We start from the raw sequence: 25281 nt of genomic DNA, 5'->3' as shown, positions 1-25281 counted from the left end.
CAATCTGATTGGGTTAATTTTGTGCTTCAGGCTCCGCTTTATGTACTGAAACATCGTTAACTTGTGATTGAAGTAATTCGACTTTCACAAACAACGCAAGTAAACCCATTAACGCCATTCCCCAGAACACACCTGCGCCCCAGCTTTCGTAGCCCCAGCCGCTCAGTGTTGTCATCATCGCAATCACTGCGCCAAGAGGGATCGCGTTATACAGAGCCTGAAGTGCAACCATTTTGTGTTGCGGTGCGTGCTGAATGTATTTAATCGTCGCGATATGAGCCAAAGCAAAAGTGACCCCATGTAAGGATTGAATTGCCACCAATGCCACTAATGCCGTTGTTGATGCTGTTAATCCCCAGCGAACAATCACTCCTAACGCAGATATGATAAACAGGGTGCGAATATTCCAGTTGGAAAACACTCGTTTGCTGATAGCAAACACCAGAATTTCGGAGACAACCCCTAAGCTCCACAAGTAACCAATGATATCTTCTGAATGTCCCGCCGCACGCCAGTGGATCGAACTAAAGCTGTAATACGCCGCATGGCTACCTTGGATCAAAGCGACCAAAAGCAAAAACTTAATCACTGGCCATTCACGAAGTAATTCCGTTAGCTTAGGACGAATTTTATGTTCGTGACTTTCTGTAACAGGCACAACCTTAGGATTGCGCAGACTGATCAACAAGGTGACAAGTGTGCCGAACAGGGCGGTGTAGACAATCATGTCTGAACCATAAAGCACAATCAGATAACCCACCACGGTAGAGCCCGCAATAAAGGCGATAGACCCCCAGAGACGAGTGCGTCCATAATCGAGCATATTGCGTTTAGCATAGTGGTTAGCAACAGAATCCGACAGCGGCAATACTGGGCCACACATCATATTGAAAAGAACCGTCGCCAAAGCTAATAGCCAAAAATTACCGCCAGTGAAAAAGTGAAAAGCGGTAAATAACATCAGTGCAAATGTCACCCAGCGAAGTGCTGGCAGTAGATGTTCCACTTTATGAATACGAGGGGTAATAACCAAGTTCGCGACACAACGTGTTGCAAAACCAATCCCCACTAACACACCGATGTCACTGGCAGACACACCCTGCCCTTCAAACCATAGCGCCCAAAACGGTAGATATACGCCGTAAGCAAAGAAGAAACCGAAAAAGTATTGAGATATCCATCCGTAGGGAGAGGGCTTAAACATTAGTTATCCTAAACAGCATGAGAAAAATAAACGCGGCCATTATGCAACGAGTCACGAGCGCGAAAAAGGGAACTTTGTTAAACGAACTGTTTCCCCTATCACAACTTTCATCGGCTGCAAAATAGCGTCATTAGACCAAAGTCGTCTGGAGGGCTGAGGGAAATTTGTCACACTTACCCTAGATACCTCTCACTGACGAACTTCTGTGATGCCCAATTCAATCAGCATTTCAGCAAAGTAAAAAGTGAATGAGCCCCCATGAACACAGAAAACGAAACGCCGATAAATTATTTGCAGTTAGGCATGTTTAGTTCGGTGCGATTGGGGCAAATGAACGCAGCGAATGTAGCGGCAGCTTCAAGTAGGAAGGGTATATGCCTGATAAATTCAACATGCAATCTCCACCCTTTGATCGTTTGACCTCTGATCAACAGAAACAACTTCGCGCATCACTAGATGTGGCCTATTACCGGCAAGGTGCCCCACTGCTGAAAAGCGGCCAAACCAGCACTCATTTACACGTCCTTATTAAAGGAACGGTCGAAGAGCGCTCGCCAACGGGGAAAGAAATATTCGCTCATTACGCTAACGACGACATGTTCGATGTGCGCGCCTTATTTGAAGAACATACCCGCCACCAGTACATTGCGTTAGAAGATACGCTGTCTTACCTGATCCCAAGAGAAATCTTTCTTTCTCTCTATTCTGAAAATGGGCAGTTTGCCGCTTACTTCGATAACAACTTGGCCAAAAGACAAGAGCTGATTGAGGCTGCACAGCAGCAGAAAAACATCGCTGAATTCATCCTGACCAAGGTCGACAACTCCATTTATTCTCCACCAATGATTGTCACTCCAGAGCAATCATTGAAAACAGTCACCATGCAGATGAAAGAAAACGGTGTCGATGCCGCACTGGTTGAGCTGGCTGAATCCGATATTCGCTTAATTGACTCTACTCATCATCCGTATGCCATCGTCACCCGAACTAACATGCTGCATGCAGTGATGCTGGAGAACCATCCGCTTGATACACCCGTAGGTAAAATAGCGACATTCCCTGTCATGCATGTCGATGAAGGGGATTTTCTGTTTAATGCCATGGTGATGATGACGCGAAACCGCGTGAAACGAGTCATGGTATGCGATGGTAACAATGCCATTGGTATGCTGGATATGACGCAGATCCTCAGTACCTTCTCTACCCACTCGCATGTTCTGACACTGGCGATTGCGCGAGCCTCCAGCGTTGAAGAACTGGCCTTAGCATCCAATAAACAAATCGAGTTGATCGAAAGCTTGCTCAGCCGAGGCGTCCGCACCCGTTTTATCATGGAGCTCATTTCTGCGGTCAATGAGCAGATCATCGAGAAAGCGTTTGAACTCGTGGTGCCACCAGCACTGCATGATCACTGTTGTTTCATCGTATTAGGGTCAGAAGGACGCGGAGAACAAATACTCAAAACCGATCAGGACAACGCTTTAATTATTAAAGACGGACTGGAATGGCATCAGTGTGAAAACGTCATGCATGAACTAACCCATACCTTGTTGCAGCTTGGTTATCCTCTATGTCCCGGCAAGGTGATGGTGAACAACCCTAAATGGGTTAAAAGCCAGTCACAGTGGAAAAAAATGCTCAGCAGTTGGGTCAATGCTGCTAAGCCTGAACAAGTGATGGATATTGCCATCATGGCTGATGCTCATGCGATTGCAGGTAATAAATCTTTGTTGGCTCCTATCAAGTCACATTTGAGTCATCTGATGGCCGATCAGGAACTGATTCTTACCGAATTTACCCGTCCGGCGCTGAATTTTTCCGTTCCGCTCACTTTATTCGGGAACGTGAAGAATTCAAAAACCGGTTTGGATATCAAGCAAGGCGGTATATTCCCTATCGTTCACGGCATTCGTGCCTTGAGCTTAGAACACATGATTGAAGCAAATAACACCTTCGACAGAATCGGCGAGCTGGTAAAACGTCGCGTACTGGAAAAACAAACTGGCGACAACCTAAGTGAAGCGCTGAAGCAGTTTTTCAAATTACGTCTCGCGCAGCAACTCGCCCATCCTGTCGGTGCAGACACAAAAGGCACGAACAACATCGACATAAACTTGCTTGACCGTACTGAGCGAGACTTACTGAGACACAGTCTGCACGTCGTGAAGAAATTTAAACAGTGGCTTGGCTATCATTACCAAATCAGAGACTAGGCATATCAGAGATAAACGGGCAGTACTATGAATTGGATAAGTCGCCGCTATTGGCACCATAAGCTAAAAGGATCTCATTATCAGTCACTGTTTGAACCAAGCAGTGGCAATGAGTATGTCTCGCTCGACTGTGAGACCACCAGCTTAGACCCAAACAGAGCGGAACTGGTGACCATCGCGGCAACCAAGATTATTGATAATCGCATTATCACTAGCCAGCCTTTCGAAGTGAGGCTAAGGGCACCGCAGTCTCTTGATTCCAATTCAGTCCGTATTCACCGTATGCGTCATCAAGACTTAATTGACGGTATTTCAGAAAAAGAAGCGCTCATTCAACTCATCGCCTTTATTGGTAACCGCCCTCTGGTTGGCTATCACATTCGTTATGACAAAAAGATCTTGGATATTGCTTGTCGTAAACAGCTTGGTTTTCCGCTGCCAAACGAACTGATTGAAGTCAGTCAGATTTATCACGATAAACTTGAGCGCCATCTGCCTAACGCTTATATCGATTTGAGTTTGGATGCTATTTGCAAACATCTCGGTCTGCCACAACAAGACAAACACGATGCACTGCAAGATGCCATCTCAGCCGCTTTGGTTTATGTACGCCTAACTCATGGAGACTTACCGACTTTCACCTCGTCCTATCACTAAAGTCTGATTTGTGGGTCATTTCCCTTTTCAAACAAACGCCTAATCAAACAAAAATCCGTTTTATTCCGCCTTAAACAAACCGCATTTATCCTAAAGTCTAATTGTGAAACTTCCCCTTGTGACTAAGAGTTATAGCTATAACGATATTCCTTGCTGGGTGTTTTAAACGCCATCAAGGTAATCGCCGTATTCACAAGGAGAATTTGTAATGAGTGAAGCCCACATTTATCCGGTAAAAGAAAATATTAAATCTCACACGCATGCGGATAATGACACTTACCTAGCCATGTACCAGCAATCAGTTTCCGATCCTGAAGGGTTCTGGAGCGAACACGGTAAGATTGTGGATTGGATTAAACCATTCACTAAAGTAAAACAGACTTCTTTCGATACTGGACATGTCGACATTCGCTGGTTTGAAGACGGCACACTAAACGTTTCTGCTAACTGTATCGACCGTCATCTTGCTGAACGTGGTGATGACGTTGCCATCATTTGGGAAGGCGACAATCCTGAAGAAGACAAGACGCTTACTTTTAAGCAGTTGCATGAACAAGTTTGTCGCTTCTCAAACGCAATGAAAGAGCAAGGCGTTCGCAAAGGCGATGTGGTGTGTCTATACATGCCAATGGTTCCAGAAGCCGCGATTGCAATGCTGGCTTGTACACGTATTGGTGCCGTGCATACGGTAGTATTTGGTGGCTTCTCTCCAGAAGCACTGTCAGGCCGCATTATTGACTCAAACGCGAAACTGGTCATCACTGCCGATGAAGGTGTTCGCGGTGGCCGCGCAGTTCCTCTGAAGAAAAACGTCGACGAAGCTCTGACTAACCCTGAAATCAAAAACATCAGCAAAGTTATTGTGTTTAAACGTACTGGTGGTGATGTAGCATGGCATGAGCATCGCGATGTTTGGTGGCATGAAGCAACAGCAAAAGTATCGGCTGACTGTCCTCCTGAAGAGATGAAAGCGGAGGATCCTCTATTCATCCTTTACACCTCAGGTTCAACAGGTAAACCTAAAGGCGTACTGCACACCACGGGTGGCTACCTTGTTTACGCGACCATGACGTTTAAATACGTGTTCGACTACCAACCAGGTGAAACTTTCTGGTGTACTGCCGATGTGGGCTGGATTACTGGTCACACTTATTTGATTTACGGACCACTGGCGAACGGCGCGAAAACCATTCTGTTTGAAGGTGTACCAAACTACCCAGATACAAACCGTATGAGCCAAGTTGTCGACAAACATCAGGTCAATATCCTTTACACAGCACCAACGGCAATACGTGCTCTAATGGCAAAAGGCGATGAAGCGGTAAAAGACACTCATCGTAATAGCCTTCGCATCATGGGCTCAGTAGGTGAACCAATTAACCCAGAAGCTTGGGAGTGGTACTACAAGACCATAGGTAACGAGAAATCTCCAATTGTGGATACTTGGTGGCAGACAGAAACTGGCGGTATTTTGATTACGCCACTTCCTGGCGCAACAGACTTGAAACCGGGCTCAGCGACTCGTCCATTCTTTGGCGTGCAACCTGCGCTAGTTGATAACATGGGTGAAATCGTGGATGGTGCGGCTGAAGGTAACCTAGTCATTCTGGACTCATGGCCGGGTCAAATGCGCACCGTGTATGGTGACCACGAACGCTTCGAGCAAACTTACTTCTCTACCTTTAAAGGCATGTACTTTACTGGTGACGGAGCTCGCCGCGATGAAGATGGTTATTACTGGATCACTGGTCGTGTCGATGACGTACTCAACGTATCTGGTCACCGTATGGGTACTGCGGAAATCGAATCTGCTCTGGTTGCATTCGAGAAAATTGCTGAAGCGGCTGTCGTTGGTGTACCTCACGACATTAAAGGCCAAGCAATTTACGCTTACATCACGCTCAATGATGGTGTGTATCCAACGGCGGAACTGCACAAAGAAGTGAAAGACTGGGTGCGTAAAGAAATTGGTCCGATCGCAACGCCAGATGTACTGCACTGGACTGATGCTCTACCTAAAACACGTTCAGGTAAAATCATGCGTCGTATTCTACGTAAGATTGCAACTGGTGATACTGGTAACTTAGGTGATACTTCTACCCTAGCGGATCCAAGCGTAGTGGATAAACTCATCGCTGAGAAAGCTGAACTCGTATAATCGAAGGCTCTCTACGTGGAATCAAAGAAACTCTAAAAGCAGAAAGCCCCAATACTTGATTGGGGCTTTTTCTTATCTCAACTCAGCAACGTCAAGTTCGCAATTAATCGAACTGATAAGTGTAAGAAGCAATCACACGTTTATCTGGATCATCTAAGTAAGTATTGTTGTCCATCATAAACGTCATCAAACTGAATGAGTGGTTCTTGTTTGCCAAATAACTCACACCACCACCAAGGAAGAAACCTTTGTAGTTTTCACCTTCGCTGTTCTCTGAACCATAAGTACCCGCAGCAAAGCCCATTAAAGTCACTTCTTGCGACAAAGGTTTCAAACCAAAAGCGCCGACATAGCCACTGCTTCCTGCAGAGTCCGCCATATAAAAGCCATTTTCAGCACTTGGCGTGCCTACGAAGTTTACATCTGAACATGCGCTAACAGCATTGTTATCACAAGCTGGAGACTCACCATCGTTGTATGTGTAACCCGCCATTGGGAACAACTGAACCCCCAAAGGTTCAATGCCAAATAAACTCAGAGGAATAAAAGTACCCACACTGTAGTTAGTTTGTGTGGCGCCGTTAGTGTACTCATTCTTACCAAAGTTGAAGTTCAAGATACCAACTGGAAATAACCAAGAGCCGCCTACACGCCATTCACTCGCATCTGAATTAAGACGAACGTTAATCTTTCTCGCAGGGTCAAACGCTAATGATCCAGAAAAAGATACGTTTGAGTCATCGAAATCATAGTTATTCGCATAAGACACACCCACTTTGGTTACTACCTTGGTTGGGTCATCTGCTAACTTAGATTCATTATCTTTAATATCCGAGTTTGGCGCCGCATGCACTGCACTAGCGAAAACTAACGTTGCTATCGATATAAATGGGGCTGTTTTCATTTTTAAGTACCTTCATGGAGAAGAAATGCTTGATGCTGGAGTCTGCCCCCTTCAATCAAATTCTCTCCTCTAATAGACCTCTGACCTGAGTGTAACAACACTTTTTAAAGCCGAATTTATAAACTATAGTTTTTGATTGAGTCTTGAACATCAGATTAACAACAATTTTTTGAATTATCAGAGAAATCCGATATTGGCTTACCCACTAAAGAATGAAATGCTTAAGGATTGGTTCACAATGTGCCATTCCTCCCATTTCATCTATACTCAAATATTAAATAAAAGTGATAAGACCAGTAATTTGCTGCCATTTGCTGTGAATTGGCTATAATCTTGGTCAATTTAAAAATCTCTACGAATTTTTGACAAAAAATAGTGTCGAATACGAGAAGATTCCCGAGAATTTCCGATTCGCTCCACATTAGAGGAAGATAGCGACACAATGGCTGCCAAATTACGCATTCTTGTCTTGAACGGTCCAAACCTAAACTTATTAGGTTTACGTGAACCGACACACTATGGTTCTAACACCTTAGAACACATTGTCGCGACCTTACGTGAAAATGCAGAAAAAGCAGGTGTTGAGTTAGAACATCTTCAATCCAACCGCGAATATGAACTTATTGAAGCAATTCACCAAGCTCATGGAAATGTGGATTTCATTATTATCAACCCTGCAGCATTTACGCACACCAGCGTCGCTATTCGTGATGCTTTGCTCGGCGTTGCCATTCCGTTTATCGAAGTACACCTGTCGAACGTGCATGCTCGTGAGCCATTCCGCCACCACTCTTACCTGTCTGATAAAGCACAAGGGGTGATTTGTGGTTTAGGTGCGCAAGGTTATGAATTTGCTCTGTCTGCTGCCATTAAAACTTTGCAGGCAAAGTAACCAAACACTCTGCAGTTCTAACGAACTGTCTTACTCAACAAGATAAAAGAGAAAAGAAACAATGGATATTCGTAAAATCAAGAAGCTAATCGAGTTAGTTGAAGAATCAGGCATCGCTGAACTAGAAATTTCTGAAGGCGAAGAGTCGGTACGAATCAGTCGCCACGGTGTCCCTGCGCCAGCACCAATTCACTATGCGGCAGCACCAGCTCCTGTAGCTGCACCTGCACCTGTAGCGGCACCAGCTGCTGCAGCTGCTGCACCTGCAGCATCTGCAGCATCTGCAGAGCCAAGTGCACCTGCAGGTCATAGCGTTCTTTCTCCAATGGTTGGTACGTTCTACCGCTCACCAAGTCCAGATTCAAAACCATTCATCGAAGTGGGTCAAAAAGTGTCTGTTGGTGATACTCTATGTATCGTTGAAGCGATGAAAATGATGAACCAAATCGAATCAGACAAATCTGGTGTTGTTACTGCAATCCTACTAGAAGACGGTCAGCCTGTAGAATTCGACCAACCACTTGTTGTTATCGAATAATAGAGGCCTTTTCTATGTTAGATAAAGTAGTCATCGCGAACCGAGGTGAAATTGCACTTCGTATTCTTCGCGCATGTAAAGAATTAGGGATCAAAACGGTTGCTGTTCACTCAACAGCAGACCGCGATCTAAAACATGTATTGCTAGCAGATGAGTCTATCTGTATCGGTCCAGCATCAAGCATGGAAAGTTACCTAAACATTCCACGCATCATTTCTGCTGCAGAAGTGACAGGTGCTGTTGCGATTCACCCAGGATACGGCTTCCTATCTGAGAACGCAGACTTTGCTGAACAAGTAGAAAAAAGCGGCTTTATTTTCGTTGGTCCTAGAGCAGAAACCATTCGTCTAATGGGTGATAAAGTTTCAGCAATCAACTCAATGAAAAAAGCTGGCGTACCTTGTGTTCCGGGTTCTGACGGTCCTCTGGACAATGACGAAGCGAAAAACAAAGCTCATGCTAAACGCATTGGTTACCCAGTAATCATTAAAGCGTCTGGCGGCGGCGGCGGTCGTGGTATGCGTGTTGTTCGCTCTGAAGCAGAACTTGTTAACGCAATCAGCATGACTCGTGCAGAAGCAAAAGCAGCTTTCAACAACGACATGGTTTACATGGAAAAATTCCTAGAAAACCCTCGTCACGTTGAAGTTCAGGTACTTGCTGATGGCCAAGGTGGCGCAATTCACTTAGGTGAGCGTGACTGTTCAATGCAACGTCGTCACCAGAAAGTTGTTGAAGAAGCTCCAGCTCCAGGTATCACTGAAGAGATGCGTAAGTACATCGGCGAACGTTGTACTCGTGCGTGTATTGAGATCGGCTACCGCGGTGCAGGTACATTCGAATTCCTATACGAAAATGGCGAGTTCTACTTCATCGAAATGAACACACGTATTCAGGTTGAACACCCAGTAACCGAAATGGTAACTGGCGTAGACTTGATTAAAGAGCAACTTCGTATTGCAGCTGGTCAGCCTCTGTCATTTACTCAAAGTGACATCAAGATCCGCGGCCATGCTGTTGAGTGTCGTATCAACGCTGAAGACCCAGTACGCTTCCTGCCAAGCCCAGGTAAGATTACTCGTCTACACACTCCGGGTGGTATGGGCGTTCGTTGGGAATCGCACATCTACTCTGGTTACACAGTTCCGCCTTACTACGATTCAATGATCGGTAAGCTGATCACTTTCGGTGAGAACCGTGATGTAGCGATCGCACGTATGCGTAACGCGCTGAACGAAATGATTGTAGAAGGCATTAAAACAAACGTACCTCTACAACAAGAAATCATGAAGGATGAGAACTTCCAACATGGTGGCGCGAACATTCACTACCTAGAGAAAAAACTGGGTTTGAATAAGTCTTAATAGATAAATTGAAAGAAATGCCCACTTCGGTGGGCATTTTTATTTCTGTGATTTTTTCTTTTGTGGCTTTTCTTTTTGTGATGGCTGTCATTAACGAACAAAGTTGCAGCAGCATCAGTGCGAGAGTAAACTCTGCGCCAACATAAAGTACGAAGAGAGCAATAACATGCCTTGGATTCAAATTAAGCTTAACGCGACTAATGAAAACGCCGAACAAATTAGCGATATGCTAATGGAAGAGACTGGCGCGTTATCCGTCACTTTCCTAGATGCAAAAGATACCCCTGTATTCGAACCTTTACCGGGTGAAACTCGCTTATGGGGTGATACAGACGTATTAGCTCTCTACGACGCTGAAGTTGATACCGCACTCATCATCAGCCAAATTCGCGACAGCCAGCTTCTTCCTGAAGGTTTTGCACATAAAGTTGAACAGATTGAAGATAAAGACTGGGAACGTGAATGGATGGATAACTTCCACCCAATGAAGTTCGGTGAACGCTTATGGATTTGCCCAAGCTGGCGTGATGTTCCAGATCCAAGTGCTGTGAACGTGATGCTCGATCCGGGTCTTGCATTCGGTACAGGTACTCACCCAACCACAGCACTGTGTCTTGAGTGGCTTGAGTCCCTCGATTTAAGCGGCAAAACCGTCATCGATTTCGGCTGTGGTTCAGGCATCCTAGCTATTGCAGCGATCAAACTCGGCGCAGCAAAAGTTATAGGTATCGATATCGACCCTCAAGCTCTGCTTGCTTCAAAAGACAATGCAGGTCGTAACGGCGTTGAAGACCAAATCGAAGTCTATCTACCTCAAGACCAACCAGAAGGTCTAGTAGCTGACGTTGTCGTGGCAAATATTCTTGCTGGTCCACTGCGTGAACTTTCTGGTGTTATCAAAGGGCTTATGAAACCAAATGGTCTGTTAGCAATGTCTGGCGTGCTCGATACTCAAGCCGAAGACGTAGCCAACTACTACCGAGATGAACTGCGAGTTGACCCTATTGTGGAGCTCAATGAGTGGTGCAGAATCTCTGGACAGAAATTAAGCTAAAGATAAGTTATCTGCTTAATTGATTGAAAATTGGACTATTTACAAAAACAATTTGTAAATGCTCAAATATTAGTCTTTTCACGCAGTAAAAAAATGCGTAAAATGCGCGCCCTTGCTGGTACTAAGCTGTGAAGACGTTTTGAAGATCGGAAATTATCAACTTAAGAACAATCTTATCGTTGCCCCTATGGCAGGTGTCACTGATAGACCTTTTCGTGAGTTGTGTCTTCAATATGGTGCAGGAATGGCCGTCAGTGAAATGATGTCTTCCAACCCTGCACTGTGGAATACCGATAAATCAAAAAACCGTATGGTACATGAAGGCGAATCGGGCATTCGTTCGGTACAAATTGCGGGAAGTGATCCACAGCTTATGGCTGATGCGGCTCAATTCAGTGTTGAAAACGGTGCGCAAATCATCGACATCAACATGGGCTGCCCAGCGAAAAAAGTGAATAAGAAGCTAGCCGGCTCTGCACTACTTCGTTTTCCTGATCTTATAGAAGAGATTTTAAAAACGGTGGTAGATGCGGTGAATGTCCCTGTGACACTCAAAACCCGTACTGGCTGGGATACAGACAATAAAAACTGTGTCTACATCGCTCAATTAGCCGAAAACTGCGGCATACAGGCATTAGCACTCCACGGGAGAACGCGAGCTTGTATGTACAAAGGTGAGGCCGAATACGACAGCATTAAAGCGGCGAAAGAGGCAATCAGCATTCCGGTTATCGCTAACGGTGATATCGATTCTCCGGAGAAAGCCAAATATGTGCTTGAGTACACAGGCGCTGACGCTTTAATGATTGGACGCCCTGCCCAAGGTCGTCCGTGGATTTTCCAGGAAATCCAACACTATTTGGAAAACGGCACCACAATGCCCGACCTTCCTCTTGGGGAAGTGAAAAGTATTATGCTTGGTCATGTGACAGCTCTGCATGGTTTCTATGGAGAGTATTTAGGGCCACGAATCGCGCGTAAGCACGTGGGTTGGTACTTAAAAGAACATGAAGAAGCGAGTGAGTTTCGCCGTACCTTCAACGCCATAGAGGCAGCATCGCTGCAATTGGAAGCGCTTGAAGGTTATTTTGATAACGTTGCATCATAATTAAGAGAAGAGCTAGACCGAATATGTTCGAACAAAATCTGACTTCAGAAGCTTTAACAGTAACTACAGTAACTTCACAAGACCAAATCACGCAAAAGCCACTACGTGATTCCGTTAAAGCATCTCTTAAAAACTATCTTGCTCAGTTAAATGGCCAAGAAGTAACAGAACTATACGAGTTAGTTCTAGCGGAAGTTGAACAGCCATTATTAGACACAATCATGCAGTACACTCGCGGTAACCAAACTCGCGCAGCAACTATGATGGGTATCAACCGCGGCACTCTTCGTAAGAAACTTAAAAAATACGGCATGAACTAATAGAATGTGCTAACTAATTGAATTTAAAAAGCTCAGCTAGAAATAGTTGAGCTTTTTTATTACCTCATGATCAGAACCTTAGTCCTGCCAACCAATTCCGTCCACTACACTCACGTCAAACTTCAACTAATTACTGTTAGATCTCACTGACAGTTTTTACTTTTCTATCCTTTAGTCTCATATACAAATCAAAAGCCACATTGTTATATTAATGTTAACAACACAACTCAATATTCAGTTTGCTAGCCCGAATTGCCGTATTACAAGGAGTGGCTTTATGATTTTTGTCTCTTTACGCCGAATCAGCATTCGTGCTCGCTTATATCTGCTTAGTGGGATGATCACTCTTTTCCTTCTATTTCCGCTTATGGTAATGGTACAGGATTATCAAAGTGACCTAATAAAAGCCAAACAAACACAAACTCGCCATTTGGTTGAAAACACTCATTCTCTGCTCAACTACTTCTATCAACTCCAGAATCAAGGAACCTTGAGTGAACAACAAGCTCAAGACCAAGCCAAACAAGCCGTAGCCAAGTTGCGTTATGGAGAAGAGGACTACTTTTGGATGAATGATCTGACTCCGACAATGATCATGCACCCATTTAAACCTCAACTTGATGGAAAAAACCTTTCTGCGGTGAAAGATCCACAAGGAAAAGCCTTATTTGTCGAAATGGCGAACATTGCACAAGAGCAAGGCGAAGGAACCGTTTATTACATGTGGCCTAAACCAGGTTCAGACACTGACGTTGAAAAAGTTTCTTACGTTAAGTTGTTTGAGCCGTGGGGCTGGATTGTCGGTTCAGGGGTTTATATTGATGATGTAAACGCTTTGGTATGGCAACGTCTGCAAAGTGTATTTACTGGTTTAGCCATCGTGCTGATAGCTATGTTGACTCTCGCTTATTTGATCGGTTTAAGTATTACCAAACCATGTGTTGCAACATTGCAGGCTATGGAAGATATCGCTAAAGGTGAAGGAGATCTTACCAAACAACTTGATGCATCAGGCAAAGACGAACTGTCGCGTATCGCTCAAGCCTTCAACCAATTTACTCATAAGCTTCGTCATATAGTGCTGGATATCGTGCCAGTAACGGATGGGGTGACCGGTTCAGCACTTGAGCTGACTCATGTTGCTCAAAATACGGCAGGTAAAGCAATGGAACAACAACAATCGGTGGATACCGTCGCTTCTGCCATGAACCAGCTTCACTCCAGCAATCAGGAAGTGGCTAACGCGGCACAAAATGCGGCGATTGCAGCTCAAACCGCTAATGAGAAGAGTCAGCAAGGGCGTGATGTCATCAATCAAGTATCTGTTTATATGGATTCACTGTCAGAAAGACTTACCGCTACCGACAGCAACACCCAAGCCTTAGCCAAAGAGATTCAGCAAGTAAGCGCGGTACTTGAGGTGATCTACGGCGTAGCAGAACAAACTAACCTGTTAGCTCTCAACGCAGCCATTGAAGCGGCACGTGCTGGCGAGCAAGGGAGAGGTTTTGCGGTAGTTGCAGATGAAGTGCGTTCACTGGCAACCCGTACTCAGAGCAGCACTCAACAAATAGAACAGATCATTGCAGGGTTACAAGAGCGAGCACATCAAGTGAGTGCGTCAATGGACGAGACTCAACTACAATCGAAAGGCACTCAGGAGCAAGCAGAGAAAGCTCAACAAGCATTGGATGATATTGATCAGCAGATTCGCCAAATCCTGCAAATGAATGAACATATCGCCGAAGCGAGTGCCCAGCAATCTTTGGCAACAGATGAAATCAGCCGTAACCTCACTCTGATAGCCGATCACAGTGCTCAAGCGGCCATTCAGGCAGAGCAAGTCACGGCAGCAAGCGAGCAGCTACAAGAAAACGGGCAACGTCTGACTCACAGCTTTTCTGTGTTTAAGGTCTAGGCGATAAACCATATTTCCGAAAGCGTTAGCTATTAGAAACCTAAATAATGTTATAGTCTCGTCCGCGAGTGTCATTATCAACGGAGACTAATAGCGATGAAAATCGTTGCTGTAACAGCCTGCCCAACAGGCATTGCACATACCTATATGGCTGCAGATGTTTTACAGAAGGAAGCTCACAAGCGTAATGTTTCGATAAAAGTAGAAACTCAAGGAGCGATGGGTATAGAGAACGCCCTAACTCCTCGAGAAATAGTATCTGCTGATATTAGAATGATCGTTTCCGACATCGAGATAGAAGAAAAAGAACGTTTCAAAGGCTGCACAATCTTACATTACTCAATTGAAGAAGTGTTGACCAATGTGCAAGAAATCATGAATAAATGTCTATCTCAGATATGATCACGACTCGTATTACTTTTGTTCTTGAAGATAATCGATTTGCAGCATGGCAACTAAATGAGTTGAAACAGCTCGCCGGCTATTTCCACTCATTATTCGTACTCTATAACATAACCCGTGGTAAACAAGCGAATTTGAATGAACCCCTTGGCGTTCTCAGCTTAGGAAGTTGCCGCCATGACGTATGCCAAATAGCGATTGAGGGGTTGGATTCAGAACTAGCTTGTATGGTTCTCACTGAATATCTCCGAGATCACTCCAGCTTGCTTTCCACCTCACACAAACAAAACTACCAAGCGCAGCAGTTATTTACACACCATGGCTCATTCAAGCTGCCATTCAGTTATCAATGGCGTTATGTGCGAAAAGCACACTACCCAGATAAAAATGAAGCACTTGCTACTTTGGCTCAATTGGCTTCAAGTCAAAACGAACACGCCATTCACCAACAACTCGCCGATAGAGAAGCTATCTCGTCGACAGCCATTCCAGGTGGTATCGCCATCCCACATGTTGTCAGCGAATTTGTTCAGCAACCCACGTTTATTATTCAATCGTTAGAATCGCCTTTAGACTGGAACTCATCACAAGAAGATGTGCTTTTTATCGTTGCACTGCTGCTTCCCAAAACGCTCAAGAAAGAGTACATCATTGCTGCCACTCGTTTAACTCGCTGGTTAATTAACCAAAAAACTCATCGCTTTGTAAAGGATGCTGACAGAGAAGAGACCATCAAGGGTATTCTGCTCCACGTCATGGCACATATTGACCCATAAGCCGTTGATCTATAAAAGTCACAGGGACTACTTACTGTATCCGCGAGCGATACTGAGAAGGCGTCATTCCTGTACGAGTTTTAAATACGCGGAAGAAATAATTTACATCTTGAAAACCACAGCGAATCGCAACCTCTGACAACCTGAAACGATACTTTTTCAACATAAACTTCGCCCGCTCCATTCTCACCCATGTGATGTAATCCGCGAGAGTCATATGCCCTTGTTGACGAAATAGGCGTGAAAGATGATTAGGAGAAATATTAAATCTAGCTGCAATGCTGTCACGAGTGATCGAGCGATGAAAGTTTTCCTGAATATAAATACAGATGCCTTGATACACATCTTCGCTGCGCTTCTTCGATGATTGAACTGGCAGCTCCAAAATGCCGAGAGTGTAGGTTAATAACGCACACAACAAATGCTCATCCACCGGACTCTTTTTCACTTCCGTCGCTAACGCGTTAAGGCTTTCTAGGATGTTATCAATCGCAAATCCGGTTCTGGTTGGGATACTGTGTTTCTGCACATCATAAAAACCACTCTCGCCTTTTCTCTTGGCAACAAAACTAAACCCCAGTTGCCGACGACCAAACAGTAGACTCAGTACCGAGCAATCTTCCCCCCACTCAGGCTTGTTCCAGCAGTTGGGCGGAATATATAACGCATCGCCAGCCAAGATATCGACAGTGGTGATCCCCTGCTCTGCATCCTCAATCTGATTTCGATAGCTCCCTTTCAATACCAGTTCGACTCGAGGAAAGTTCACCTGATAACAGAAAGGTGGTGGCGTCTGCTTATCGCCGGCAAACCAAATTCTCTGGCAGCTGTCTCGTTCATCAACAATCGCTTCAATAATGCTACTAAAAACTTGACTCACTCTATTCCAACCTACGTATCGTAAATCCAATGCATTTCATCTTATCTAATAGTCGAGGAATAATCACCTACATCAAAAGTTGCAATTTAAAAAATAAACTATTGAATTTTAATAAATTAAATAAAGAAACCGTGAAAACAACTGTCATTAGAAATAATCGACTACGATCACGTTTGAATCACTAGGTTACAATAATCCAGTAAATGTATCCTCAGTGCTCTACTCTAATTTCCGCGTTAGGACCACAATTAAGCCAACAATAGCAATAACGTAGGGAACGAAAATGATCACAGAACTCATCAATGAGAGGTTGATACTACTCAACCTCAAAGCAAGCGATAAATCCGGTGTACTAGAAGAACTGGTCGATATACTTGAACAAGACGGTCGCCTAAGTGACAAACAACAATTCTTGCAAGACATCTACGCTAGGGAGGAACTTGGCAATACTGGGTTTGACGACGGCGTAGCGATACCTCACGCGAAAAGCATCGCGGTACAGTCACCAGCGGTTGCTATCGGTATCAGCAGAAACGGGATCGACTATGGCGCTGATGATGGTCAACCATCCAAGCTATTCTTCATGATTGCCTCACCTGACGGTGGCTCTAATCATCATATTGAAGTTCTTGCAGAACTCTCTTCAAAGCTGATTGAACCTGGCTTTATTGACAACTTTTTAGCTGCAAAAACGGAAAAACAAGCTCTTGATCTTTTACTGGTCAAAGCAAAAGAAAAAGCGACCACCACTGGCGATAAAGGATTTTTAATTGGCGTGACAGGTTGCCCTACTGGCGTAGCGCATACCTATTTAGCAGCAGAGTCACTTGAAAATGCCGCAGCAGAAATGGGCTACCGCATCAAAGTGGAAACCAATGGTTCAATCGGTGTGAAAAATAGCCCAACCGCTGATGACATTGCCAAAGCAGACGCCATCATTATCGCTAGTGATAAACAAGTCGACATGGCGCGTTTTGCAGGTAAAAAACTGATTGAAACTGGCGTGAAAGAACCCATTCGTGATGCGAAGAATTTAATTAATCGCGCTCTGAATGCAAGCGTCTATCAGAGTGATGCGAAAGCAAGCCAAAGCACCACCAGCGCTTCATCAAGCAAGCGTAATGATTTGTATCGCTACCTAATGAATGGTGTATCTCATATGATCCCATTCGTTGTCACCGGCGGTCTTTTAATCGCATTGGCATTAGCGATTGGTGGTCAACCAACTGAAGCAGGTATGGCAATTCCACCGGGAAGTTTGTGGAACAAAGTACTCGATGTTGGCGTGGTATCTTTCACACTGATGATTCCAATTCTGGCGGGCTATATCGCTTACGCGATTGCTGACCGCCCAGGGTTAGCGCCGGGGTTAATTGGTGGTTGGATCGCGAACAATGGATCTTTCTATGGTGCAGAAGCGGGTACAGGTTTCATTGGTGCGATTATCGCTGGCTTACTGGTTGGTTACTTCGTTAAGTGGCTAACAAGCATCAATTACCACAAGTTCATTCAACCACTTGTGCCAATTATGATTGCACCAATTGTCGGTTCGCTATTTATCTCTAGCTTATTTATCTTTGTTATCGGTGCACCAATCGCAAGTTTGATGGATAGCCTAACCGCGCTATTAACGTCTATGAGTACAGGTAACTTGGTACTACTTGGTATTGTATTGGGTGGTATGGCTGGCTTCGATATGGGGGGTCCATTCAACAAAGTAGCCTTCTTGTTCTCAGTTGGCATGATTGCTAGTGGTCAAACTCAGTTTATGGGCGCAATGGCATGTGCAATTCCAGTCGCGCCTCTGGGTATGGGTTTGGCAACCTTCATTGGCCGTAAACTTAGCCTATTTGAAGATTCAGAAATAGAAGCAGGTAAAGCAGCAGGCGCTATGGGCTTAGTGGGTATTTCTGAAGGTGCTATTCCATTTGCAGCGCAAGACCCTATGTCAGTGATTCCAGCCAACGTATTGGGTTCAATGGTTGCCGCTGTTATGGCGTTCTCTTTCGGTATCACCAACAGCGTGGCACACGGTGGTCCTGTCGTTGCTCTACTTGGTGCAATGAACAAACCACTACTTGCATTAGTTTGTATGATCGCAGGCTCCGTGGTTACCGCAGTTGTATGTATTAGTCTGAAAAAAATGCGTCAGGCAAAGTTACAACAAGCTGCAGCTTAATTAAGCCTTTCCGCCCATGATTCACTTAATGGGCGGAACTTTGACAACAATCATGCTCCTAACCTTTAGCTTTTGTTGTACTCCTGCTTTAATGCAGGAGTTTTTTAATTTGGAAATAAAATCATGAGTAAGATCGCTAGTACTCCATTTTTTGTAATGAAAAATAAAATCCAGACCTATCCATGGGGAAGTGTGGATTCTGTCAATAAACTATTTGATATCCCCAATCCGAAATCGGAACCCCAAGCAGAAATCTGGATGGGGGCTCACCCTAACGGTTGCTCTGAAGTTGAACACGACGGACAGTCAATTCTTCTTAGTGAATTCATTGCAAAAGATAAAGACGCCATTCTTTCAGCTAGAACCGTCAAACAGTTTGGCGAGTTGCCTTATTTATTCAAAGTGCTAGCGGCTGCACAGGCACTGTCAATCCAAGTGCACCCAAGTAAAGAAGAAGCTGAAATTGGCTATGAGAAAGAAAACCTAGCAGGTATTGCACCTAACGCAGCGAACAGAAACTATCGAGATCCAAACCATAAACCTGAGCTGGTTTATGCGTTAACACCTTACCAAGCAATGAACGGCTTTCGTTCTCTGAGTGAAATTTTAGACAATTTCGAAGCGTTAAAAATTGAAGATCTAAATTCACTGATTTCAGAATTTAAGCAAGCACAAAATGAAGCAGGTTTAGAAGCATTCTTTACGCAATTGCTCTCTTTACAAGGTGCAGTCAAAACTTCCGCAGTCGACGCACTATTAGCACATGCAAAATCCAACGCTAGTGAGCCATTGTTTGCATTAATCCTTGAGCTTGCTGAGCAATACCCTGACGATATTGGGCTATTTGCGCCTCTGATGCTCAATGTACTGACACTTCAACCTGGCGAGGCCATGTATCTGGATGCTCGTACTCCTCATGCTTATCTAAAAGGCACTGGGCTTGAGATTATGGCTAACTCAGACAACGTGTTACGCGCGGGTTTAACACCAAAATATATGGACGTACCAGAGTTGGCAAAATGCACTAAGTTTGCAGAAAAACCAGCAAGCACACTGTTACTCGAGCCAGTAGAACAAGACCATATTTTGTTGTTCCCTGTTCCTGTACCAGATTTTAAGTTTGCGATTTTCCCACAGCCAGACAACGTTCAAGTTTCCATTGATAGTGCCGAAGTACTAATGCCTTTAGACTCAGATTTAACATTGGAAAGTAACGATGGGGCAACAATAACCATATCTAAAGGTCAGTCAGTGTTTGTTCCTGCATATACAGGAAATTACAAACTACACTCTTTAGGTCGTGTGGCTAGAGCATACAACTAAGAAAAGGGCCTGTTATACAGGCCTTATTTATACTAGAAGGATCTAGAATGAGAATTGGTTTTGATATTGGTGGAACAAAAACAGAAGTTTGTGTTCTTGACCACAAAGGCACAACTATTTTTACCAAAAGAGTCCCCACACCAAGCAATTACGAGCGATTTTTAGAAGCTATTGTTGACCTGATATCAATCGCTGAAAACAGCACTGCAACATCCACCTCTATCGGCATAGGCTTACCAGGAGCAATTAGTCCAGCGACGGGACTAATTAAAAATTCGAACTGCACTTTCCTAAATGGTACAGATCTCAAAAGAGACCTTCAAAATAAGCTAGGCAGGCCACTGCATCTAGCTAATGATGCGAACTGTTTTACTCTATCTGAAGCAGTTGATGGAGTTGGGAAAAATCGCAATGTGGTATTTGGTGCAATTCTAGGAACTGGTTGTGGTGGTGGTATTGTTGTTAATCAAAAGCTGCTCGTAGGCCCCAACGCCGTTAGTGGCGAATGGGGACACAACCCACTTCCTCACTATACAGAAAAACAGGATGGCCCACCCCGAGTCTGCTATTGCGGAAAGAGCAATTGCATAGAACAATATATTTCAGGTACAGGTTTACAACTCAGCTATAAATCTTTGTCAGGAGAAAATATCAGCGCTGAAGACATCATCGCGCGATACGAAGAGGAAGAATCAAACGCTGTGACTTGCTATAACACACTCATTGACCAAATGGCTCGTAGTTTTGCAGCTATTGTAAATGTGTTAGACCCTGATGTTATCGTTCTAGGCGGCGGGCTATCGAATGTGATGAGTTTGTATCGGGATCTTCCAGAAGCAACCTCTAAATATGTTTTTTCTGACAGTGCGAACATTCGTTTCGAACAAGCCAAATTCGGCGATAGCAGTGGAATCCGCGGAGCGGCTTGGCTAGCACTATAGAATCTCTTCCAAACCAACCTTAAGTCTTTATAGGCCGAGTTACGCGTATACTTGGCCTTTTTACACCATAAGCTTAACTTGCTTTATTTACCTCTTCGTTACTTTTTTCTCTTGAAAAACCTGTTTTTAGATATTATTTTCCCCATGCCAAACGATTGCGCGAGATCTTTTGTAATAAATTGGTTAGAATACGCGCCATCCGAAATCTGGAATACTATTGATACAGATATAGGGTCTTTACCAAAACTGACCAAGCTGTGATGAATTACCATCGCCCATGAACAGTTTTGGCAAACACCTTTCGTATCAACTCCATGAATTAAAGGAAAATGGAAGCATGAGTAACGCTCGTCCAATTCGCCGCGCACTGATCAGTGTTTCAGATAAAACTGGCATCGTTGAGTTCGCCCAAGCGCTAGCACAGCGCGGTGTCGATATCCTATCTACTGGCGGTACCGCTCGCCTGCTTGCAGAAAAAGGCATCGCGGTAACTGAAGTTTCAGACTACACCGGTTTCCCGGAAATGATGGACGGACGTGTAAAAACGCTACACCCGAAAGTTCATGGTGGCGTATTAGGCCGTCGCGGCCAAGATGATGAAATCATGGCTACTCATGGCATCAACCCTATCGATATGGTGGTTGTTAACCTTTACCCGTTTGCTGAAACAGTCGCGAAAGAAGGTTGTACGCTGGAAGATGCTGTTGAAAACATCGATATCGGTGGTCCAACAATGGTTCGTTCTGCAGCGAAAAACCATAAAGATGTGACTATCGTAGTTAATGCTTCAGATTACGACCGCGTTATTGCTGAAATGGATGAGAACGAAAAATCTCTGACTCTTGCTACTCGTTTTGACCTCGCTATCGCAGCATTCGAGCACACAGCGGCATACGACGGCATGATCGCTAACTACTTCGGCACTATGGTTCCATCTTACGGTGAGAACAAAGAAGGTGATGAAGAGAGTAAATTCCCTCGCACATTCAACATGCAGTTCGAAAAGAAACAAGACATGCGCTATGGTGAAAACAGCCATCAAGCAGCGGCTTTCTATGTTGAAGCGAATCCGCAAGAAGCGTCTGTTTCGACAGCTAAGCAAATTCAAGGTAAAGCGCTTTCTTACAACAACATCGCAGATACAGATGCTGCGCTAGAGTGTGTTAAAGAGTTCGCTGAACCAGCATGTGTGATCGTAAAACACGCCAATCCATGTGGTGTTGCACTAGGTAAAGATATTCTAGAAGCCTACAACCGCGCTTACCAAACTGACCCAACGTCAGCATTCGGCGGCATCATCGCGTTCAACCAAGAGTTAGATGCAGCAACAGCTTCCGCTATCGTTGAACGTCAATTCGTTGAAGTGATCATCGCACCAAAAGTTTCTGCTGAAGCGATTGAAGTTGTCGCAGCGAAGAAAAACGTTCGTCTACTTGAGTGTGGTGAATGGTCAACGAAAACAACTGGCTTTGATATTAAACGCGTTAACGGCGGCCTTCTTGTGCAAGATCGCGACCAAGGCATGGTTTCACTTGATGACCTGAAAGTGGTTTCTAAACGTCAACCAACTGAAGAAGAGCTGAAAGATGCCCTATTCTGCTGGAAAGTCGCAAAATACGTGAAATCAAACGCGATTGTTTACGCAAAAGGCGATATGACAATTGGTGTCGGCGCAGGCCAAATGAGCCGCGTATACTCAGCTAAAATTGCAGGCATCAAGGCGGCAGACGAAGGTCTTGAAGTTGCAGGTAGCGTAATGGCTTCTGACGCATTCTTCCCATTCCGCGATGGTATTGATGCAGCCGCAGAAGCAGGCATTAAGTGCGTAATTCAACCAGGTGGCTCAATGCGCGATGACGAAGTTATCGCAGCAGCAGATGAACACGGCATGGCGATGATCTTTACGGGTATGCGTCATTTCCGCCACTAATTTAAGGGTTTTAAAGAATGAATGTATTAATTATTGGTTCCGGCGGCCGTGAACATGCGCTTGGTTGGAAAGTTGCCCAAAATCCGAACGTTAAGAACATCTTTATCGCACCGGGTAATGCTGGTACAGCGCTTGAACCTAAACTGAAAAATGTAGCGATTCAGGTAGAAGATGTTGCTGGTTTAGTGGCATTCGCAAAAGAAAACGCCATTGATTTAACGATTGTTGGCCCAGAAGCGCCACTCGTTATCGGTGTGGTTGATGCTTTTCGTGCAGCAGGCTTACCAATTTTTGGCCCAACACAAGCCGCTGCTCAGCTAGAAGGTTCAAAAGCGTTCACGAAGGACTTCCTAGCTCGCCACAACATCCCAACAGCGGCATACGCAAACTTCACGGAAATTGAGCCAGCATTGGCTTACGTTCGTGAACAAGGTGCACCTATCGTTGTTAAAGCAGATGGCCTTGCAGCTGGTAAAGGCGTGATTGTCGCTATGACGCTGGAAGAAGCAGAAGATGCGATTAAAGATATGCTCGCTGGCAATGCATTCGGTGATGCTGGCAGCCGTGTTGTTGTGGAAGAGTTCCTTGATGGTGAAGAAGCAAGCTTCATCGTAATGGTTGATGGCGTTAACGTGTTACCTATGGCCACCAGCCAAGACCATAAACGTGTAGGCGACAAAGATACAGGCCCTAACACTGGTGGTATGGGCGCTTATTCTCCAGCTCCAGTGGTTACTCAAGAAATTCATGACCGTATCATGCAGGAAGTGATTTACCCAACAGTACGCGGTATGGCTGCAGAAGGTAATCCATACACAGGTTTCTTGTATGCTGGCCTTATGATTGACAAAGCGGGTACACCTAAAGTTATCGAATACAACTGCCGCTTCGGCGATCCAGAAACTCAGCCTATCATGATGCGTATGCAATCAGACCTAGTTGAACTTTGTCTGGCCGCTATTGATGGCAAGTTAGACCAAATGGAATCTAAGTGGGATCCACGCGCTTCTATCGGTATTGTACTTGCTGCGGGTGGCTACCCTGGCGATTACAACAAAGGTGATGTGATTTCTGGCTTACCAACCGTTGAAGTTGAAGGCCAAAAAGTTTTCCATGCAGGAACTACTGACAAAGACGGCAATGTTGTGACTAACGGCGGTCGTGTTCTTTGTGCAACGGCACTAGGCAACACAGTATCAGAAGCACAACAACGTGCTTATGAGCTAACAAAACAAATTCAGTGGGACGGTGTGTTCTACCGTAATGACATCGGCTACCGTGCTATCGCGCGCGAGCAACAAGCTGATAAGTAATAGCTAAAGCAAGTAAGATTAAGGCGCTGTGGAAACTCAGCGTCTTTTTTATTGGTTGAAAACTCAAAAAACGTTATTCAGTTATCAACAGAGGCCTTTCGATACAGTCGTGATCGTCATCTGCAAGAATGAGCAATTCATCGATATAAACGGTGTTATTGCGGATTTTCCCTAGAAAACCAATGTAGTTATCCAGCGTAGACAAACGGCTCATAACGAAATTGGGAAGCGTATGGTTAAACTCAACCTTGTTGTAATCGGGTCCGTTGCAACGTTCAAACGTCGAACCATCCCAATACCCCTGAATAAGCTCAAGACCTTGTTTATTTTGGTCTTTAGTCATTTTGGTGATGGCTTTTGCTTCTAAAACGTAGCGTTCTAATTGCCCTTCGTTGAGAGGCAAAATTTTCTTGTTCACTCGGTACTGCTGATATACCGCTTCGCCATCCTTATTAAAACGGACATGTGCAGTATAAGGTACCAAGTCACCATCTTTGAGTTGCTCACCTTTACGAACCACTTCACGCACACTTCCTTCATCCCAACGGTAAGAGGTTTCATACCAACCATAGGTTTCAGAGGTAACATGATCAGAAGCAGATAAAGCTTGAGAGGCACTTTCAGTGTACCAGTAATAACTGGTTGCGTCTCCGGTACGTTGACCACCAGAAAACTGACTCATTTGAGTGAAGTTAGATGTGTCGACGGAAGAAGAACATCCCGCAATAAGAGTGGCAGCGATAAAAGAGGAAAGAATTTTTTTCATAGAAAAGAACGCCGAGATAAGACTACCTCGGCGAAGTATAGATTACTTAACAGAATCTTTCAGTGCTTTACCTGCTACGAATGCAGGTACATTTGCTGCAGCGATTTGAATCTCAGCACCAGTTTTTGGGTTACGGCCAGTGCGAGCTGCACGATGATTTACTTTGAATGTACCAAAACCAATTAGTTGAACTTGGTCACCATCTTTTAGTGCACCTTCAACTGCGCCTAGAGTCGCTTCAAGAGCAGCTTTAGCTTGAGCTTTAGATAGGTCTGCTTTTTCTGCGATAAAGTCGATTAATTGGGTCTTGTTCATTAGTTTTCCCTTCTGATAGGTTATCGAATTCGCTTCACTCTAAAGCATAAGTGCCCCAGCTGGCAAAGGTTTGTCACGCAAGATCCGCTTATCTGACGTAGTTTTAACCATATTCTGAGCATTAAC

Annotated in this window: 22 protein-coding genes and 1 pseudogene; 18 read left to right on the top strand and 5 right to left on the bottom strand. The window is 44.6% G+C overall.

Translation table 11 applies throughout. The features are described 5' to 3' along the window. Positions 1-13 precede the first annotated feature (13 nt). Positions 14-1204, bottom strand: coding sequence for a 3-phenylpropionate MFS transporter (locus HKI82_RS19235; protein ID WP_102941604.1), 1191 nt, complete (start codon positions 1202-1204; stop codon positions 14-16). Positions 1205-1578: 374 nt separating this feature from the next. Between HKI82_RS19235 and HKI82_RS19230 the strand changes: the two genes are divergently transcribed. The 3 genes from HKI82_RS19230 to acs all read left to right on the top strand — a co-directional run bounded on the left by HKI82_RS19230 (position 1579) and on the right by acs (position 6232). Further along, on the top strand, positions 1579-3417 hold the full coding sequence (locus tag HKI82_RS19230) for a DUF294 nucleotidyltransferase-like domain-containing protein (RefSeq protein ID WP_171138900.1): 1839 nt from the start codon (positions 1579-1581) through the stop codon (positions 3415-3417). 27 nt (positions 3418-3444) lie between these two features. Further along, complete coding sequence (locus HKI82_RS19225; protein ID WP_102941602.1) at positions 3445-4074, top strand: 3'-5' exonuclease; 630 nt, start codon at positions 3445-3447, stop codon at positions 4072-4074. A 208-nt stretch (positions 4075-4282) separates the two neighbouring features. Beyond that, complete coding sequence (gene acs / locus HKI82_RS19220) at positions 4283-6232, top strand: acetate--CoA ligase (protein ID WP_042489921.1); 1950 nt, start codon at positions 4283-4285, stop codon at positions 6230-6232. A 103-nt stretch (positions 6233-6335) separates the two neighbouring features. Here acs and HKI82_RS19215 read toward each other — a convergent pair whose 3' ends face one another. Next, on the bottom strand, positions 6336-7136 hold the full coding sequence (locus HKI82_RS19215; protein ID WP_102941601.1) for a hypothetical protein: 801 nt from the start codon (positions 7134-7136) through the stop codon (positions 6336-6338). A gap of 442 nt (positions 7137-7578) precedes the next feature. Between HKI82_RS19215 and aroQ the strand changes: the two genes are divergently transcribed. From aroQ to HKI82_RS19170, 9 genes are all read left to right on the top strand, one after another. Next, on the top strand, positions 7579-8028 hold the full coding sequence (aroQ, locus tag HKI82_RS19210) for a type II 3-dehydroquinate dehydratase (RefSeq protein ID WP_102941600.1): 450 nt from the start codon (positions 7579-7581) through the stop codon (positions 8026-8028). A gap of 61 nt (positions 8029-8089) precedes the next feature. Continuing rightward, positions 8090-8566: an acetyl-CoA carboxylase biotin carboxyl carrier protein gene (gene accB, locus HKI82_RS19205; RefSeq protein WP_171138899.1), complete on the top strand. Its 477-nt coding sequence runs from the start codon at positions 8090-8092 to the stop codon at positions 8564-8566. A 14-nt stretch (positions 8567-8580) separates the two neighbouring features. Next, positions 8581-9930, top strand: coding sequence for an acetyl-CoA carboxylase biotin carboxylase subunit (gene accC, locus HKI82_RS19200; RefSeq protein WP_042489912.1), 1350 nt, complete (start codon positions 8581-8583; stop codon positions 9928-9930). A gap of 166 nt (positions 9931-10096) precedes the next feature. Then, complete coding sequence (gene prmA / locus HKI82_RS19195) at positions 10097-10984, top strand: 50S ribosomal protein L11 methyltransferase (protein WP_042489909.1); 888 nt, start codon at positions 10097-10099, stop codon at positions 10982-10984. Between the two features lie 139 nt (positions 10985-11123). Beyond that, the gene (gene dusB, locus HKI82_RS19190) at positions 11124-12092 is read left to right on the top strand and encodes a tRNA dihydrouridine synthase DusB (RefSeq protein WP_171138908.1); all 969 of its coding nucleotides are present in this window, start codon (positions 11124-11126) and stop codon (positions 12090-12092) included. 23 nt (positions 12093-12115) lie between these two features. Beyond that, positions 12116-12412: a DNA-binding transcriptional regulator Fis gene (gene fis / locus HKI82_RS19185; RefSeq protein WP_000462885.1), complete on the top strand. Its 297-nt coding sequence runs from the start codon at positions 12116-12118 to the stop codon at positions 12410-12412. A gap of 277 nt (positions 12413-12689) precedes the next feature. After that, positions 12690-14330 (top strand): methyl-accepting chemotaxis protein, encoded by a 1641-nt coding sequence (locus tag HKI82_RS19180; protein ID WP_171138898.1) that lies wholly within the window; start codon positions 12690-12692, stop codon positions 14328-14330. Positions 14331-14426: 96 nt separating this feature from the next. Beyond that, on the top strand, positions 14427-14732 hold the full coding sequence (locus HKI82_RS19175) for a PTS fructose transporter subunit IIB (protein ID WP_171138897.1): 306 nt from the start codon (positions 14427-14429) through the stop codon (positions 14730-14732). Beyond that, positions 14714-15508 (top strand): PTS sugar transporter subunit IIA, encoded by a 795-nt coding sequence (locus HKI82_RS19170; protein ID WP_240956759.1) that lies wholly within the window; start codon positions 14714-14716, stop codon positions 15506-15508. Before HKI82_RS19175 ends, HKI82_RS19170 begins: the two co-directional genes overlap by 19 nt. Before the next feature lie 31 nt (positions 15509-15539). Here HKI82_RS19170 and HKI82_RS19165 read toward each other — a convergent pair whose 3' ends face one another. Then, entirely contained in the window at positions 15540-16388 is an 849-nt protein-coding gene (locus HKI82_RS19165) for a helix-turn-helix transcriptional regulator (RefSeq protein ID WP_102941594.1), read from the bottom strand. A 283-nt stretch (positions 16389-16671) separates the two neighbouring features. On the opposite strand from HKI82_RS19165, the gene HKI82_RS19160 reads away from it, so the two are divergent. From HKI82_RS19160 to purD, 6 genes and pseudogenes are all read left to right on the top strand, one after another. Further along, complete coding sequence (locus tag HKI82_RS19160) at positions 16672-18567, top strand: PTS fructose transporter subunit IIABC (RefSeq protein WP_171138896.1); 1896 nt, start codon at positions 16672-16674, stop codon at positions 18565-18567. A 123-nt stretch (positions 18568-18690) separates the two neighbouring features. Continuing rightward, the gene (manA, locus tag HKI82_RS19155) at positions 18691-19890 is read left to right on the top strand and encodes a mannose-6-phosphate isomerase, class I (protein WP_102941592.1); all 1200 of its coding nucleotides are present in this window, start codon (positions 18691-18693) and stop codon (positions 19888-19890) included. A gap of 47 nt (positions 19891-19937) precedes the next feature. After that, entirely contained in the window at positions 19938-20831 is an 894-nt protein-coding gene (locus HKI82_RS19150; protein ID WP_171138895.1) for an ROK family protein, read from the top strand. Positions 20832-20917: 86 nt separating this feature from the next. After that, positions 20918-21031: pseudogene (locus tag HKI82_RS20550) on the top strand (phosphoribosylamine--glycine ligase); the annotation flags it as partial. A gap of 137 nt (positions 21032-21168) precedes the next feature. After that, positions 21169-22761, top strand: a complete 1593-nt coding sequence (gene purH, locus HKI82_RS19145; RefSeq protein WP_171138894.1) for a bifunctional phosphoribosylaminoimidazolecarboxamide formyltransferase/IMP cyclohydrolase — start codon at positions 21169-21171, stop codon at positions 22759-22761. Positions 22762-22778: 17 nt separating this feature from the next. After that, positions 22779-24074, top strand: coding sequence for a phosphoribosylamine--glycine ligase (gene purD, locus HKI82_RS19140; protein WP_171138893.1), 1296 nt, complete (start codon positions 22779-22781; stop codon positions 24072-24074). Between the two features lie 73 nt (positions 24075-24147). Here the strand turns inward: purD and HKI82_RS19135 are convergent, their stop codons facing one another. After that, positions 24148-24840, bottom strand: coding sequence for a DUF1481 domain-containing protein (locus HKI82_RS19135; protein WP_102941588.1), 693 nt, complete (start codon positions 24838-24840; stop codon positions 24148-24150). 42 nt (positions 24841-24882) lie between these two features. Then, positions 24883-25155, bottom strand: coding sequence for a nucleoid-associated protein HU-alpha (hupA, locus tag HKI82_RS19130; protein ID WP_102941587.1), 273 nt, complete (start codon positions 25153-25155; stop codon positions 24883-24885). Positions 25156-25281: the final 126 nt, after the last annotated feature.

Source organism: Vibrio plantisponsor (genome assembly GCF_013041605.1).
In the GTDB taxonomy this organism is placed as follows: domain Bacteria; phylum Pseudomonadota; class Gammaproteobacteria; order Enterobacterales; family Vibrionaceae; genus Vibrio; species Vibrio plantisponsor.
Note: the sequence above shows the minus strand (reverse complement) of the source record. Positions and strands in the feature narration are given on the sequence as shown.

Excerpts from the sequence above, each read along its gene's own strand:
- accB (WP_171138899.1), top strand. The coding sequence starts at position 8,090 with ATGGATATTCGTAAAATCAAGAAGCTAATCGAGTTAGTTGAAGAATCA.
- aroQ (WP_102941600.1), top strand. The coding sequence starts at position 7,579 with ATGGCTGCCAAATTACGCATTCTTGTCTTGAACGGTCCAAACCTAAAC.
- accC (WP_042489912.1), top strand. The coding sequence starts at position 8,581 with ATGTTAGATAAAGTAGTCATCGCGAACCGAGGTGAAATTGCACTTCGT.
- HKI82_RS19225 (WP_102941602.1), top strand. The coding sequence starts at position 3,445 with ATGAATTGGATAAGTCGCCGCTATTGGCACCATAAGCTAAAAGGATCT.
- purH (WP_171138894.1), top strand. The coding sequence starts at position 21,169 with ATGAGTAACGCTCGTCCAATTCGCCGCGCACTGATCAGTGTTTCAGAT.
- HKI82_RS19150 (WP_171138895.1), top strand. The coding sequence starts at position 19,938 with ATGAGAATTGGTTTTGATATTGGTGGAACAAAAACAGAAGTTTGTGTT.
- HKI82_RS19170 (WP_240956759.1), top strand. The coding sequence starts at position 14,714 with ATGTCTATCTCAGATATGATCACGACTCGTATTACTTTTGTTCTTGAA.
- prmA (WP_042489909.1), top strand. The coding sequence starts at position 10,097 with ATGCCTTGGATTCAAATTAAGCTTAACGCGACTAATGAAAACGCCGAA.
- fis (WP_000462885.1), top strand. The coding sequence starts at position 12,116 with ATGTTCGAACAAAATCTGACTTCAGAAGCTTTAACAGTAACTACAGTA.
- manA (WP_102941592.1), top strand. The coding sequence starts at position 18,691 with ATGAGTAAGATCGCTAGTACTCCATTTTTTGTAATGAAAAATAAAATC.
- HKI82_RS19160 (WP_171138896.1), top strand. The coding sequence starts at position 16,672 with ATGATCACAGAACTCATCAATGAGAGGTTGATACTACTCAACCTCAAA.
- hupA (WP_102941587.1), bottom strand. The coding sequence starts at position 25,155 with ATGAACAAGACCCAATTAATCGACTTTATCGCAGAAAAAGCAGACCTA.
- HKI82_RS19175 (WP_171138897.1), top strand. The coding sequence starts at position 14,427 with ATGAAAATCGTTGCTGTAACAGCCTGCCCAACAGGCATTGCACATACC.
- HKI82_RS19235 (WP_102941604.1), bottom strand. The coding sequence starts at position 1,204 with ATGTTTAAGCCCTCTCCCTACGGATGGATATCTCAATACTTTTTCGGT.
- HKI82_RS19215 (WP_102941601.1), bottom strand. The coding sequence starts at position 7,136 with ATGAAAACAGCCCCATTTATATCGATAGCAACGTTAGTTTTCGCTAGT.
- purD (WP_171138893.1), top strand. The coding sequence starts at position 22,779 with ATGAATGTATTAATTATTGGTTCCGGCGGCCGTGAACATGCGCTTGGT.
- HKI82_RS19180 (WP_171138898.1), top strand. The coding sequence starts at position 12,690 with ATGATTTTTGTCTCTTTACGCCGAATCAGCATTCGTGCTCGCTTATAT.
- HKI82_RS19135 (WP_102941588.1), bottom strand. The coding sequence starts at position 24,840 with ATGAAAAAAATTCTTTCCTCTTTTATCGCTGCCACTCTTATTGCGGGA.
- HKI82_RS19230 (WP_171138900.1), top strand. The coding sequence starts at position 1,579 with ATGCCTGATAAATTCAACATGCAATCTCCACCCTTTGATCGTTTGACC.
- acs (WP_042489921.1), top strand. The coding sequence starts at position 4,283 with ATGAGTGAAGCCCACATTTATCCGGTAAAAGAAAATATTAAATCTCAC.